This is a genomic window from Bradyrhizobium sp. 930_D9_N1_4 (genome assembly GCF_052076015.1).
Lineage (GTDB): Bacteria > Pseudomonadota > Alphaproteobacteria > Rhizobiales > Xanthobacteraceae > Bradyrhizobium.
Map to the genome: position 1 here is coordinate 3,577,198 of NZ_CP197236.1, position 14,969 is coordinate 3,592,166.

Sequence of the window (14,969 nt, forward strand, 5' to 3'; positions counted from 1 at the left end):
GGACCAACCGTGCAAGGAGCGTCGCACGCCGGTCACAGTCAGCGAGTTTCGTGCGTCCGTCATTAAGGATCGTTTAACCCTGTGGTTCTATTGCGTTAAAAAGGCTGCTCGGAGGCACGGAATCGGTGGCGAGCCGCAGAAATCAACGGGTTTTGCTGGGATGCGCGTTGCTGTGCACCGCGGCGTTGCCATGTGCTGATTCCTCGCGTCTGAGCGCGGCGGAAGGTCAGCCGCAACCCTCTGTTGCGGCGACTAATTTCCCGATTGCCTCGGCCGCGCGGCTGGCCGGCGACGGCAAGCACACCCGCTTCATCCTCGACCTCGATCAGACCGTCACCTTCCGCGCAGGCACGCTCGGCGACCCCTACCGGGTCGTGGTTGATGTGCCCCAGCTCAATTTTCAGCTTCCCGCGGGCACCGGGGCCGGGCGGGGACTGGTCAAGGCCTTCCGTTATGGGCTGGTCATGCCCGGCGGCTCGCGAATCGTGTTCGATCTGGCGGGACCAGCCAAGATCGCCAAATCCTATGTGCTGGAAGCCGCCAACAACCAGCCGGCCCGGCTCGTGCTCGAGCTCGAGGAGGTCGAACGCACCGCCTTCGTGCCGACGCTCGCTCCGGAAAATCGCCCCGAACTGCGGCCCGCGATCGCGGACGCGCCGCCGGCAACGGTTCCGGCCGCGACCACTCCCGAGACCGCACAGCAGAAGGCCGACGGCCGTCCGATCGTCGTGATCGATCCCGGGCATGGCGGCATCGACAACGGCACGCAGTCGAGCGGCGAGAGCGAGAAGAATTTGGTGCTGGCCTTTGGCCGCGCGCTGCGCGAACGGCTGGAGAAGGCCGGCAAATACCGTGTGGTGATGACGCGGGACGACGACACCTTCATCCCCCTCAATGACCGGGTCAAGGTCGCCCGCAACCTCAAGGCCGCGCTGTTCGTCTCGATCCATGCCGACGCGCTGCCGAAAGCCGAGGGCGATGCGCAGGGCGCGACGATCTACACGCTGTCCGACAAGGCCTCCGACGCCGAGGCGCAGCGATTGGCCGATGCCGAAAACCGGGCGGACGCCATTGCCGGCTTCAACCTCGCGGAGGAGCCGACCGATGTCGCGGACATCCTGATCGACCTCACCCAGCGAGAAACCCGCACTTTTTCAAGCCGTTTTGCCCGCATCTTGATGGGTGAAATGAAGTCGACGGTGCGGATGCACAAGCATCCCCTGAAGTCGGCCGGTTTCCGGGTGCTGAAGGCGCCTGACGTGCCGTCGGTGCTGGTCGAAATCGGCTACGTCTCCAACAAGGGCGACCTTGAGCATCTGGTGTCCGAGGGCTGGCGGTCCAAAGCCGTGGGCTCGATGGCGCAGGCGATCGATGGGTTCCTGACCAAGCGGATGGCGACTGCGGGATCGTCGAATTGACGACCCGGGGGGCGTCGAATTAAGAGGATTTTCCGTCCCGCCGCAAAAGCCCTAGTTTGGCCACAGCGGGCGCTTTATAAAAATGCCGCAGGGGGTTCCGGAATCGGCGAGAATCCCGTTCGGCAAGCGTCTTAGGTCCGGCACTGACAGTATTGAGTAGACCGGTGAATTCGCGACGTGAGGTTGGCGCCAGTTTGAGGTGCCGGTTTTTAGGTCCTATGGGGCTGAAACTGGGCTGATCCAGAGTTTGAACGGATAAACACATAATGCGCTTGCTTGTGCGGTTCATGGGCTTCCTGTTCGCCGCGGGAACGGTGGTGTTCCTTGTCGGTGTCGGGGCCGTGGCAGGCCTGATCTGGCATTTCTCCAAGGACTTGCCTGATTACTCTCAGCTTCAGGATTACGAACCGCCGGTGATGACCCGCGTGCACGCGGTCGACGGATCGCTGCTCGGCGAATACGCCAAGGAGCGGCGGCTGTACCTGCCGATCCAGGCGGTGCCGAAGCTCGTGATCAACGCCTTCCTCGCGGCCGAGGACAAGAATTTCTACGAGCATGGCGGCATCGACTACACCGGCATGGCGCGCGCCGGCGTGCTCTTCATCCAGAACTACGGTTCGAACCGCCGCCCGCAGGGTGCTTCCACGATCACCCAGCAGGTCGCCAAGAACTTCCTGCTGACCAACGAGGTCTCCTTCGCCCGCAAGATCAAGGAAGCCTTGCTGGCGATGCGGATCGAGAAGACCTACTCGAAGGACAAGATCCTCGAGCTGTATCTGAACGAAATCTATCTGGGCCTGGGTGCGTACGGCATCGCGGCCGCCTCGCTGGTCTATTTCGACAAGTCGGTGAACGAGCTGACGGTGGCGGAAGCGTCCTATCTGGCCGCGCTGCCGAAGATGCCCGCGACGCTGCATCCGGTCCGTAACCGCGACCGCGCCATCGAGCGCCGCAATTACGTGATCGACCGCCTGGTCGAGAACGGCTGGGTCAAGCAGGCCGACGCCGACAAGGCGCGCAAGGAGCCGCTGGCCGTTACCAGCCGCTCCAACGGTGCTCACACATTCGCCGGCGAATATTTCGCCGAGGAAGTCCGCCGCGACATCTTCGAGCGCTATGGCGAGAAGAAGCTTTACGAGGGCGGTCTCTCCGTCCGCACCACGCTCGATCCGAAGATCCAGGTCATGGCGCGCAAGGCCATGGTGACCGGCCTCGTGAACTATGACGAGCAGCAGGGCTATCGCGGCGCCATGAGCAAGCTCGATATTTCGGGCGATTGGGGCGTGAAGCTCGCCGAGCTCAAGGCGCTCTCCGACATCTCGCCATGGCGCATGGCCGTGGTGCTGGAGACCAGCGACCAGTCCGCACGCATCGGCTTCCAGCCGAGCCGCGAGCTCGGCGGTGCCGTCAGCAAGCAGCGCGAGACCGGCCTCGTCACGCTCGACGGCGTGCGCTGGGCGAGGGCGGCCCAGGGCAATGCCAAAGGCAAGACCCCGACCTCCGTGGCGCAGGTGTTGCAGCCCGGCGACGTGATCTACGCCGATCCGCTCTACTCCAAGGAGGGACAGCAGGTCGAAGGCCAGTACCGCCTGCGCCAGATTCCGGAAGTGTCCGGCGCGATGGTGGCGATGGATCCCTGGACCGGCCGCGTGCTCGCGATGGTCGGCGGCTTCTCGTTCGACCAGAGCCAGTTCAACCGCGCCACGCAGGCCTACCGGCAGCCGGGTTCGTCGTTCAAGCCGATCGTCTATTCGGCCGCACTCGACAACGGCTATACGCCGTCGACCGTGGTGCTCGACGCGCCCATCGAAATCGACCAGGGCCAAGGCGCCGGCGTGTGGCGGCCTGAGAACTTCTCGTCGGGCAAGTTCCAGGGACCGGTGACGCTGCGCAACGCGCTGCGGCAGTCGCTCAACACCGTGACCGTGCGCCTCGCGCAGGACATCGGCATGCCCCTGATCGGCGAATATGCGCGTCGCTTCGGCGTCTATGACGAGCTGCCGAACTATCTCTCCTACGCACTCGGCGCCGGCGAGACGACGGCGATGCGCATGGTCACCGCCTATTCGATGCTCGCCAATGGCGGCCGCCGGGTGAAGCCGACCCTGATCGACCGTATCCAAGACCGTTACGGCCGCACCATCTTCAAGCACGACCAACGCGAATGCCGCGGCTGCGACGCGCCGGGCGGCTGGAAGAACCAGGCCGAGCCGCAGCTGATCGACCGCCGCGAGCAGGTGCTGGATTCCATGACCGCCTATCAGATCACCGAGCTGATGGAAGGCGTGGTCCAGGCCGGCACCGCGACCGTGGTCAAGGCGGTCGGCAAGCCGATCGCCGGCAAGACCGGCACCACCAACGAGGCCAAGGACGCCTGGTTCGTCGGCTTCTCGCCCGACGTCGCCGTCGCGATCTATATGGGCTACGACAAGCCGCGTCCGCTTGGTAAGGGCAACGCCGCGACCGGCGGCCATCTGGCAGCCCCCATCGCGCGCGACTTCCTCCAGCTCGCGCTCGCCGACAAGCCCGCGGTTCCGTTCAAGGTGCCGGCCGGCATCAAGCTCGTCCGCGTCGTCGCCAAGACCGGCATGCGCGCCGGCCCCGGCGAGACCGGCGGAACCATCCTCGAAGCCTTCAAGCCGGGCACGGCGCCGCCGGACAATTACTCGGTCATCGGCGTTGCCGACGCCGACGGCCGCATGCCGGCCTCGCAGCAGCAGCAGCCTGACACTGGCTTCTTCATGCGGCCGGGCACCGGCGGGCTGTACTAGGGCCGCGGATAAGAAGGACGATCGCGGTTCCGGCGGTTGCGCTTTGCAGCCGCCGCCGCTACATCCCGATCAAGCGCGATGATCATCGCGCTTTGAGTTTTTATTGCGCATGATCTTTTCGGGAAACCGCTACACACTTTCCCGGATCATGCGCGCCACGCGGCCAATTCCGCGAGATCAGAGAACGACATGCGCGCCGAAATCGAACGGTTGGTAGAAGAGATCAAGCAGTCAGTCGGGCTGCTGAGGAGGCATCTTTGACGTCGATCAATCGACGGCGCGCCTCGCTGAGCTGAACAAGCTCGCAGAAGATCCCAACCTCTGGAACGATCCCCAGAAAGCCCAGAAGCTGATGCAGGAGCGGACCTCGCTCGAGGATTCGCTCTCCGGCATCGGCAAGGTCGAGCGGGAGCTCGAAGACGACATCGGCATGATCGAGCTCGGCGAAGCCGAGGGTGATGCGGGCGTCGTCACTGAGGCCGAAAACGCGCTGAAGGCTCTGAAGAAGGAAGTTGCCCGGCGCGAGCTCGAGGCGCTGCTCTCGGGCGAGGCTGACCGTTTCGATTCCTATCTTGAAGTCCACGCCGGCGCCGGTGGCACCGAGAGCCAGGACTGGGCGCAGATGCTCCTGCGGATGTACACGCGCTGGGCCGAAACCCACGGCTTCAAGGTCGAATTCCTTGAAGAGTCCGAGGGCGAAGAGGCCGGCATCAAGTCGGCGACCATCCAGGTCTCCGGTCACAATGCCTATGGCTGGCTGAAGACCGAGGCGGGCGTGCATCGCCTGGTCCGCATCTCACCGTTCGATTCCAACGCGCGGCGGCACACCTCGTTCTCGAGCGTGCAGGTCTTCCCCGTCATCGACGACAGCATCAAGATCGAGATCAAGGAATCCGACGTCCGCACCGACACCATGCGCTCGGGCGGCGCCGGCGGCCAGCACGTCAACAAGACCGAATCCGCGGTGCGCCTGACGCACATTCCGACCGGTGTTGCCGTGGTCTGTCAGGCCGGCCGCTCCCAGCACAAGAACCGCGCGCAGGCGTGGGACATGCTGCGCGCGCGGCTCTACCAGATGGAGCTGAAGCGGCGCGAGGAGAAGGCCGCCGCCGACCAGGCCGCCAAGACGGATATCGGCTGGGGTCACCAGATCCGCTCCTACGTGCTCCAGCCCTACCAGATGGTGAAGGATCTGCGCACGGGTGTGCAGACCTCCGATACCTCGGGCGTCCTCAACGGCGAGCTCGACGACTTCATGGCCGCAACGCTGGCGCAGCGCGCCTTCGGCACCACCGGCGCCGACATCGAGGACGTCGACTGATATGACACGCGTCGCCTTCATCGGGCTTGGGCGGATGGGCCATGGCATGGCCGGCCGCTATCTCGATGCCGGCTTCACGGTGACGCTGTGGAATCGCAGCAAGGCCAAGGCGGACGATTTGATCGCCCGCGGTGCGCATTGGGCAACGTCTCCTGAAGATGCCGCGATTGATGCCGATGCCGTCGTGACCATGGTCGCCGACGACGAGGCCTCGCGTGCGGTCTGGCTCGGCCCCGAAGGTGCGGCCAAGACGGCGAAAGCAGGCACCATCGCGATCGAGTGCTCCACCGTCTCCTATGACCATGCCCGCGAGATGGGCCGCGAGCTCAACGCGCGCGGGCTGATCTACATCGACTGTCCCGTGACGGGATTGCCGGATGCCGCAGCCAGCGGAAAGCTGACGCTGCTGGCCGGCGCAGATAGCGCCGATCTCGAACGCGCCCGCCCGTTCCTCGCGCCGATCGGCTCGACCATCCGCCATTTCGGCGCGGTCGGCTCCGGGACGGTCTACAAGCTCATCAACAATCTCATGGGCGCGATCCAGATCGCCGGCCTCGCCGAAGGCCTCGCCATCGCCGAGCAAGCCGGGCTCGACATGAACCTCGTGCTGGAGTCGATCCAGGCGGGCGTCGCCGCAAGCCCGCAGGTACAGCGTCACTCCAAGCGCATGGTCGCCCGCGATTTCAGCGGCGCGACGTTTACAGCGGCGCTGCGGCACAAGGATGCCGCCTACGCCGTCAAGCTGGCCGAGAGCCTGCTGGCCGACAAGCCGCTCGTCTCCCGCGCCGCGGTCGAGTCCTACGCCCAAGCCAAAGCCGCGATGCCGGACGACGACGAAGGCAAGATGATCGAGCTGGTGTCGCGGCCGAAGAAGCCGGCGTAGCCAGGCCGCGTCGATATGGGGCAGCCTCGATCGGAACGCGGTCTCGGTATTGCCCTCGTCGTTGCCGCGGCGGTTGCCTGGAGCACGGCGCCGTTCTTCATCCGCCTGCTGCCGTTCGATCCCTGGACCATCCTGTTCTGGCGCGGCCTGTTCGGCGGCAGCCTGATGACGGTCTTTCTCGTCGTGACGCAGGGCCGCGCTGCCCTCTGGCAATTGGTGATGCCGGGGAGGGGTGGCCTGCTGGTCGCGTCATTGTCCGCGATCGGCATGATCTCGTTCATTCCCGCGCTTCAGATGACGAACGTCATGAACGTCGCGGTGCTGATCGCGACCCAGCCTTTCGTCGCGGCTGCGCTGGCATGGCTGTGGCTCGGCGAGGCCGCGACACGGCGCACGCTGATCGCGAGTCTGACCGCCTTTGCCGGCGTCGTCATCACGGTCGGCGGCGTGCGGGCCGGCGCAGATCTTGGCGGCGTGGCGCTGAGCTGCCTGATGGTGCTCGCTATCTCCACCATGACGGTCGTGGTCCGGCGCCATCGCGAGACCTCGATGGTGGCGGCGGCTGCGCTGTCGAATTTCGTTGGCAGCCTCGTCAGCCTTCCGTTTGCCCACGACATCGCCCGCGTCGGCGGCAACGGCCTTGCCATTCTCACGATGTTCGGCTGCCTTCAGGTCGCGCTCGGCCTGACGTTCTACATGCTCGGCTCGCGCCAGCTGCCGTCGGGGCAAGCCTCGCTCATCGCAACGCTCGAGACGCCGCTGATGCCGTTCTGGATCTGGGCGGCCTTTGGTGAAGTGCCGGCCGTGCATGCGCTCATCGGCGGCGCGCTCGTGATCGGAGCGGTGGTCGCCGATATCGTGGGAGCCACGCGAAAGCAGCAACCCTCATGAGCAAATTTGTCGGAAACCGGGTGGCGCCGCCCGCCGCGCTGTCCTAGCCGGCAGGCTTTGCCACCAAGGTGAGACGCATGCCCCCGAACGACAACCGTATGGACACGCGAGACTGGTCGCTGCTCGCGGTGCTGTCGGTCCTATGGGGCGGCTCGTTCTTCTTCAATGGCGCGGCGTTGCTGGAATTGCCGCCGCTGACGCTGGTGTTTTTGCGCGTGGCGCTGGGCGCGGCCATTCTGCTGCCGTTGCTGCGCATCCAGGGGATCGGCTTTCCCAAGGGCATGAGGGGCTGGACGCCGTTCGTTGCGATCGGGCTGCTCAACAATGTCATTCCGTTCTCGCTGATCGTGATCGGCCAGACGTTTATCCCGAGCGGGTTGGCGTCGATCCTGAACGCGACCACGCCGCTGTTCACGGTGTTGGTGATGGCCGCGGTGGGTGAAGAGGCCTTGCAGGCGCGGCGCGTGGCTGGCGTGGCGCTGGGCCTTCTCGGCGTGATCATCCTGCGCGGATGGGGGATCGAGACGCGGACCGGGCAGGGGCTTGGCATTCTGCTCTGCCTCGGTGGCGCGCTCAGCTATGGATTTGCGGCACTCGCCGCGCGGCGGCTGTTGAAGGACTCGCCTCCATTGGGCACGGCGACATTTCAACTGATGGCGTCGACGGTGATGATGGCGCTCGTCGCCGGCGCGGTTGAGCAGCCATGGCATCTGCCCGTTCCGGGTCTGACGGCCTGGCTCGCGGTGTTGGGCCTCGCCGGTCTGTCGACAGCGCTCGCCTACATCGTCTTCTTCCAGATCATACGGCGCTCGGGCGCGACCAATGTGATGCTGGTGACCCTGCTCATTCCCATCACGGCCATTCTCTTGGGCTGGCTGGTGCTGGGCGAGCCAATGTCTGCGCGCGAAATCATCGGCGCAATCGTCATCGGCAGCGCACTGCTCGTGATCGACGGCCGCGCGCTGAGACTGCTGCGACGCGGCACGTAAGTTCCGGACCATGCGTTTCACGTCGCGGAAAAACGCGGCGCTTGCCAGCGGCGAACGACCTTGCGACACTCTCCACAAAACAAGACTACAAAACAGGGGAGAGAACGATGCCGGGTCGTCGCCAGAACCTTGCTGCCTTCGCCATGCTTGCTGCCGGAGTATTGGCCGCAACATCTGCCCTGGCGCAGAAGAAGTACGATCCCGGAGCCACCGACACCGAAATAAAGCTCGGCAACATCATGCCCTATAGCGGGCCTGCGTCGTCCTATGGCGTGATCGGCAAGACCGAGGCCGCCTTCTTCAAGATGATCAACGACCAGGGCGGCATCAACGGGCGAAAGATCAATTTCATCAGCTATGACGACGCCTATTCGCCGCCGAAGGCGATCGAGCAGGCGCGCAAGCTGGTCGAGAGCGACGAGGTGCTGTTGCTGTTTCAGCCGCTCGGCACGCCCTCGAACTCCGCGATCATGAAATACATGAACGCCAAGAAGGTGCCGCAACTGTTCGTCGCCTCCGGCGGCACCAAGTTCGGCGACCCCAGGAATTTCCCGTGGACGATGGGCTTCCAGCCGAACTACCAGAGCGAGGGGCGGATCTACGCAAAATACATCCGCGACAATTTCCCGAACGGCAAGATCGCGGTGCTCTGGCAGAACGACGACGCCGGCAAGGACCAGTTCAAGGGCCTGAAGGACGGGCTCGGCGACAAGGTCGGCATGATCATCGCCGACAAATCCTACGAGGTCAGCGATCCCTCGATCGACTCGCAGATCGTCGCACTGCACGATTCCGGCGCCGATATCTTCTTCTCATGGGCCGCGCCGAAGGGGTCGGCGCAGGCGATCCGCAAGGTCGGCGAGATCGGCTGGAAGCCGAAATTCTTCCTCGCCAACACGGCGACGTCGATCGCCTCGGTGCTGAAGCCCGCCGGGCTCGAATACTCCAAGGACATCATCTCGACCGCGTATCTGAAGGACCCGACCGATCCGACCTGGGACAAGGATCCCGCGGTGATCAAATGGCGCGAGTTCATGGACAAATATTATCCGGATGGCGACAAGGCCAATGCCAACAACCTCTACGGCTACGTCCAGGCAGAGGCGATGGCGCAAGTCCTGAAGCAATGCGGCGACAATCTCACCCGCGAGAACGCCATGAAGCAGGCCACCAGCCTGAAGAATTTTCACACCGACCTGATGTTGCCCGGCATCATGGTGAATACCTCGGCGGACGATTATTTTCCGATCGAGCAGATGCAGTTGATGCGCTTCAACGGGCAGGCCTGGGAGCTGTTCGGCGACGTCATTACCGGCGAGGTCGGCCGCGAACGCGGCCAATAGTCAGGTCTGGCTGGCGGCTTTCGCCTTGAGCACCATGCCGCCGGCGATGCCGACGGTGAGGACGTACATCCAGCCCTCGTGAAAATCGAACAGATGCGAGTTCAGCAATGAGCTCGCGATGTTCTGGACGACGGCAACAAGGCCGATCCAGGCCGCAAGACTCCCGCCCAGGAACAGGCGGAGATGCGCGATCCACATCGCGTAGAGCAGGACGACACCCAAAAGGCCCCACTGCATCGCGACATTGAGGGTCTGGTTGTGCGGATTGCTGACGATCTCCGCATCGAGATTGCTTCCGCTTGTTGAGGCGCGCTCGAACTGGCGCTTGATCGATCCGGTGCCATGGCCGATCAGCGGGGCGTCAGCGATGGCGTGAAGCGCCTTGCGCCAATAGGTCAGCCGCTGCGCGGTCGAGGCACGGCTGATGTCCTCATGGCCGTGGCGGTATTCGACGGCGATGTCGGTGATGCGCTGGCGCAGATAAAGCGAGGTCGTCCAGGCCAGTGCGCTCGCGGCGACCGCGCCCGCCAGCAAGAGCAGCGCTGCGCGCCGGCTCAGATGTTTCCAGGCGAACAGCGCGAGCAGCACCGCGATGCAGAGCAGCGCGGTGCGGGCGGAGGCGACGAACACCATGTTGGTGACGAACAGCAGGATCAAGGCCAGACAGGTCGCCGTTGCGACCACGCTTCCGCGGCGCCAGAACATCAGCGCCAGCGCATAGGCGCAGAGCGTGAACTCCTGGCTCTGGTCGATGTAGTTCTTGACGGGAACGCCTGCCGACGCCGTCGCCGTGATTTTCCAGGCGGGATCGAGCAGCACGATCCAAGAATAGACCGCAAGCAGCGCGCAGGACACTAGAAAGGCGAGACAAACCCAATAGCCGCGCTCCGACCGGCTGAAATGGTAGAGCAGCGCCGGGACCAGCACGAGTTTTGCGACCGGCTTGATCGCATGCAGCCGGTCCGCCCACGCGCCGTCCGACCACAGCATACCCAGAAGCGCGAGCAGCAGGAAGGCAAACGGCAGCGCGAAGGCAGGTGTTGTCAGTTTCCGCCCATAGTCGCGCCAGTCGATGGTGGGCGTCACCACGAGCAGCCAGAGCCCGACGAAGATCGAGGGCGCCGATGTCGACCAGGGCAGCGACGCCGCGATCAGGGCCGCGAGCACGTCGGCGGTCCGGATCAGCGCGGGCGATTGGCCCAGGGCCTGCCATCGCGCGCGCAAGGCGGGTGAACGGGCTGGACCGGGCAATGTCGCGGAGTCAGCAATCATGCGCAGTGACGCTTATTGTGCGGCGACCAGGCTTTCCCGGGGCTTCTCACGCCCGAGGAAATCGCGCGCCTGGGTCTCGTAGCCGAACCGCTCGGCGAGTTCCTGGCGCCGCGCGCGTATGCGGCCACGCCATTCCTCCTGCCGCGTCAGCACACGGGTGACGGAGGCTGCGATCGCATCGGTCGAGAAAGGGTCGAAATAGTCGGCGAGTTCGCCGGCGACCTCGCGGAACACCGCGATGTCGGAGCACAGCACCGGTGTGTTGGCGGCCAGCGCCTCGATGATCGGCACGCCAAAGCCCTCGGCGAGGCTCGGCATGATCAGCCCATGCGCGTTCGCGATCAGGGCCGCCTTCTCGTGCTCGTCGACATAGCCGGCGAAGCGGATGTTTGGCGGCAGATTGCGCATCCGGCCGGTCTCGCCGGCATAGCCGATCACGACGAGATCGGCCTGCGGCACGTTGCGGAAAGCGCGGATGACGGTGGCGATGTTCTTGCGCGGTTCGTTCGAGACGATGACGACAAAGCTCGGGCGCCCCGGACGCCCCGACGGGGCTGGCAGGTGCAGGACATCCGGGGCGTCGAACCGGGTGCGGGGATACACGACCCGCGCCGGCAGGTGCGCAAATTGCGGCAACAGTTCCCTGAACCGCATCATGCTATAGTTTGAAACGAAGGCGAGTTCGTCGGCCTGCCGCAGGCTGGTGCGGATCCGCGCCAGGAACTGCCGCGTGGCGATGTCGCTGAGCTTGAGGTCGGTGAGCGGCAACAAATCGTGGATGACGCAGATCACCTTGGCACCGGGCTTGCGCCTGATCGCCACCCGTGTCGGGGTGTCAACGACGATGAGGTCGTAGTCGCGCGCGTCGATCCGTGGCGGCGGCAGCAGGAAGAAAGCCGAGGAGTCCTGATAATTGAAGAATCCGGGCTCGAGCTGGAATTCGCTGAACAGTTCCAGATGGCGTATATCCGGCGGAATATATTCGAGCGCGGCGGTCCGGTTCTCGATCAGCCGGGCACGCAGGCCAAGCAGGCCGATCGCGCGCAGCAGGCAGAGGACATTGTCCCGCGACAGCAGCATGGTGGCCTTGTGGCGGAGCCAGTCGAACCTGCGACGCGCGCCGCTGAGCATCACCGGTCCACTCACATTGACTTCGTCGAGGAAGCGATAGAGGGCGAGCAGCTCGATGTTGCGCGACTGCGCCGGAAACAGCTTCGTGCGTCGCTCGCGCCGGCACAGCTTGCGATAGCGCTTCGAGGTTTCCACCAGCAGCGTGAGCTCGTGGCCCTCAGCGGCGAGGGAGCGGACCAATTCCCGGGTGAAGTGGAAGATGCCGCGCTTGTGGTTGGGTTGCCCGAGCGACTCGGACACGACGAGGATGTTCTGTTTCATGCGCGTTTCTCGCGGAGCTCGAAGGCGTGCGTGACCGGCGGCTCGACTGCGATGGTCGAGGCGACGCGGCCGTGATCGAGGTTGACGATGCTGGAGCAGGTGCGGCGCAGCAGCGGCTGGTCGTGTGAGGCGATGATCACGATCGCCGCCTGCGAGACCAGGTTTTGCAGCCGCCGTTCGGCCTTCTCCGCAAAGTGCTCGTCGACGACACTGAGCCATTCGTCGAGCAGCAGGATGTCGGCCGGGAAGGCGGTCGCGGTCGCGAACAGCACGCGCATCAGCATGCCCGAGGAGAACATCCGCAGCGGCACCCGCTGCATCCGCGTCTCGAGCTCGGTGAAGGCCCAGATCTCGTCGATTACGCTGCGGGTCGGCTTGCGGCCGCTGATCCGCAGCAGCAGCGCGATGTTGTCCTCGGCGATGAAGTCCAGATTGACGCCGGCATTGAGGCCGAGCAGGGGCATGACGTTGCCTCTGATGGTGACCTTCCCGCTGCTCGGCGGGTAGACACCGGCAATCAGCCGCAGCAGCGTCGACTTGCCGGAGCCGTTGGGCCCGGCAAGCCCGATACGGGCGCCGGCTTCGGCCTCGATCGTGACATTGTCGACGGCGCGGATGATCCGCATCTCGCCCGGCTCGCGGATGAGATGGCCGAGCAGCCGCCGCTTGAGCGAGAAGTCATAGGCGCCATAGAGCGGATAATCGAGGCAGGCGTTGCGCAGGCTGATCGAGACCATGCGTCAGATCCAGAATGCGGCTTTGCGCAGATGCACGAGCGTCAGCACGCTCGCAAAGATCAGCAGTGCCAGCGTGATCAGCACGTAGACGATGCTGATGGGGTCGATCGGGACGCCTGCAAGCGGCTCGCGCCACACCGCGAACAGATGCGTCACCGGATTGAACCGCATCACCGCCGAGCGGTGGTTGATGATGTCCGACGACCAGATCACGGGCGAGGCGAGGAAGGCGAGCATCAAGGTCGATTCGATGATCGGCTTGAGGTCGCGATAGCGCGTGGCCGTCGCACCGAGCACGAGACTGAGGGCGAAGGTGTAGGCGACGAACAGCAGGAGGCCGGGCAGGGCCGCCAGCCCGTGAGAGAGATCGTGCGGCGACAGGACGAGCCACAACACCAGCGGCACGCAGGCGTTATGCAGCGCGAACAGCGCCTGGCGGAAGCTGCATTGCAGCAGGAAGATCACCGGCGGCAGCGCCCGGTCGCGGATCAGGCTCGCGGAGTTCTGGAGCGCGGTGGTGGAATCGAGCACGACGCCGTTGAGGAAGGTCCAGGCCGTCATCGACAGCGCCAGCATCGGCAGCCGCGCAACCATGTCGACGTTCGACATCTGGCCGATCACCGAGCCCAGCACCGCAACCACGATCGCCATCTGGAGCGACATCCAGAACGGTCCGAGCAGCGAACGCACATAACGGTGGCGCATGTCGGACCAGGCCAGCGCCGCCGCGATCCGAACGTTCTCAAGCCAGCCTGTCGTCTGCGGTCGCTCGGCGGCGGCTGACGGCGCCTCGCAAGAGGCGGTGACGGCGTTGCGATAGACGGTCTCCATGCCCTCTCTGAAGGCCGTGGCGGAATAGCGGGTGAGGGCGCGCGTCCGGGCCGACAGCCCCATGCGGCGGCGGCGCTCGGGATCGCTGATCAGCGTGTCGATGGCATCGCCGAGTTCGTCAGCATCGCCCGGCGGCACCGTGATCGCCTCCATGCCGTGGCGGGCAACGCGCGGCACCGCGGTGTCGAGCGCCGTGTTGACCACGGGGCGGCCGGCGGCCATGGCCTCAAGCTGGACGAGGCCGAAGGTCTCGGCATTGGTCACCGACGGCATCGCGAAGACGTCGGACAGGCACATCAGCTTGATGCGCTCGCTGTCGTTGACCGAGCCGAGCAGGCGGACGCGGTCACCGACACCGAGTTCGCGGATCAGCTGCTCCAGTCGCGGCCGCTCGGTGCCTTCGCCGATGATCCAGACCTCGAACTTGCGGTTGACGGCGGCGCGGATCAGCACGTCGAAGCCCTTGTAGGGCACGAGCCGGCCGCAGGCGAGCACGAGCCGGCCGCGGTCGTTGACGTGGTGCGGCTCGATCTTCGGCCAGTCGTAAGTCGAGGTGTCGATGCCGAACGGCACGACGTGGCACTTGTCGTCGAATTCCCGCAGCAGCGGCGTGTTCTCGACCAGCACGTGGTCCGAGACGATGATCGCCTTGGCGCGCCGCAGGGTCCGCCGCATCAAGGGCTCAATGAACCAGCGCAGGCCGGCATGAGTCACGATATCGGCGTGCCAGTGCACCACCAGCGGCCGGTTACGTCCGAGGCCGAAGGCGAAGACGAGGTCGGCGAGCGGAAAGGGCGCATGCAGCGCGAGCAGATCATGTTCGGTGATCTTGCGCCACAAGCGCCAGGGATAGGTGGGGGCGGTCGGCAGCGAGAAGAGATTGCCGAACGAGCGCACGCGCTCGACCGGGACGTCGTTGACCACGATCCGGCGCCGCTCGGCCGATTGCGAGCAGACCAGCACGGCGGGGGCGAAGGCGTCTTTCAGACTCGCGCAGATGTCGCGGATCACCGTCAGCGTGCCGCCGAACAGGTCGGGGTAATAGATCTTGAAGATGTGCAGCACCGACGGGCGGCGCGGAGTTTCTTGCGAAGTTTCCTGGATGTGATGCGTCATGGTGG

General features: G+C 65.0%; 11 protein-coding genes. 7 read left to right on the plus strand and 4 right to left on the minus strand.

Annotated elements, in window-relative coordinates:
• Positions 1-125: 125 nt before the first annotated feature.
• From AB7532_RS16790 to AB7532_RS16820, 7 genes are all read left to right on the plus strand, one after another.
• The gene (locus AB7532_RS16790) at positions 126-1,418 is read left to right on the plus strand and encodes an N-acetylmuramoyl-L-alanine amidase (protein ID WP_441235880.1); all 1,293 of its coding nucleotides are present in this window, start codon (positions 126-128) and stop codon (positions 1,416-1,418) included.
• 266 nt (positions 1,419-1,684) lie between these two features.
• Complete coding sequence (locus AB7532_RS16795) at positions 1,685-4,189, plus strand: penicillin-binding protein 1A (protein WP_441235881.1); 2,505 nt, start codon at positions 1,685-1,687, stop codon at positions 4,187-4,189.
• A gap of 189 nt (positions 4,190-4,378) precedes the next feature.
• A protein-coding gene (gene prfB / locus AB7532_RS16800) for a peptide chain release factor 2 (RefSeq protein WP_441235882.1) occupies positions 4,379-5,510 on the plus strand; the annotation gives its coding sequence in 2 pieces (ribosomal slippage) (positions 4,379-4,447 and positions 4,449-5,510; 1,131 coding nt in all).
• Position 5,511: 1 nt separating this feature from the next.
• Positions 5,512-6,393 carry an NAD(P)-dependent oxidoreductase gene (locus AB7532_RS16805; RefSeq protein ID WP_441235883.1) on the plus strand — a complete coding sequence of 294 codons (882 nt, stop codon included), beginning with the start codon at positions 5,512-5,514 and terminating at the stop codon, positions 6,391-6,393.
• Positions 6,394-6,408: 15 nt separating this feature from the next.
• Positions 6,409-7,284 carry a DMT family transporter gene (locus AB7532_RS16810; protein ID WP_441235884.1) on the plus strand — a complete coding sequence of 292 codons (876 nt, stop codon included), beginning with the start codon at positions 6,409-6,411 and terminating at the stop codon, positions 7,282-7,284.
• Positions 7,285-7,361: 77 nt separating this feature from the next.
• Positions 7,362-8,273 (plus strand): DMT family transporter, encoded by a 912-nt coding sequence (locus tag AB7532_RS16815; protein WP_441235885.1) that lies wholly within the window; start codon positions 7,362-7,364, stop codon positions 8,271-8,273.
• 107 nt (positions 8,274-8,380) lie between these two features.
• Positions 8,381-9,616 (plus strand): ABC transporter substrate-binding protein, encoded by a 1,236-nt coding sequence (locus tag AB7532_RS16820; protein WP_441235886.1) that lies wholly within the window; start codon positions 8,381-8,383, stop codon positions 9,614-9,616.
• On the opposite strand, the gene AB7532_RS16825 is transcribed toward AB7532_RS16820, so the two are convergent.
• Genes AB7532_RS16825 through AB7532_RS16840 form a run of 4 tightly spaced genes read right to left on the minus strand, consistent with a single transcriptional unit; the run spans position 9,617 to position 14,964 of the window.
• Entirely contained in the window at positions 9,617-10,888 is a 1,272-nt protein-coding gene (locus tag AB7532_RS16825) for an O-antigen ligase family protein (RefSeq protein WP_441235887.1), read from the minus strand. It lies immediately after the preceding gene.
• 12 nt (positions 10,889-10,900) lie between these two features.
• Positions 10,901-12,280, minus strand: a complete 1,380-nt coding sequence (locus AB7532_RS16830; protein ID WP_441235888.1) for a glycosyltransferase family 4 protein — start codon at positions 12,278-12,280, stop codon at positions 10,901-10,903.
• Complete coding sequence (locus tag AB7532_RS16835; RefSeq protein ID WP_441235889.1) at positions 12,277-13,017, minus strand: ABC transporter ATP-binding protein; 741 nt, start codon at positions 13,015-13,017, stop codon at positions 12,277-12,279. The genes AB7532_RS16830 and AB7532_RS16835 overlap by 4 nt, the downstream gene beginning before the upstream one ends.
• 3 nt (positions 13,018-13,020) lie before the next feature.
• Positions 13,021-14,964, minus strand: coding sequence for a glycosyltransferase (locus tag AB7532_RS16840; RefSeq protein WP_441235890.1), 1,944 nt, complete (start codon positions 14,962-14,964; stop codon positions 13,021-13,023).
• Between the last annotated feature and the right edge of the window lie 5 nt (positions 14,965-14,969).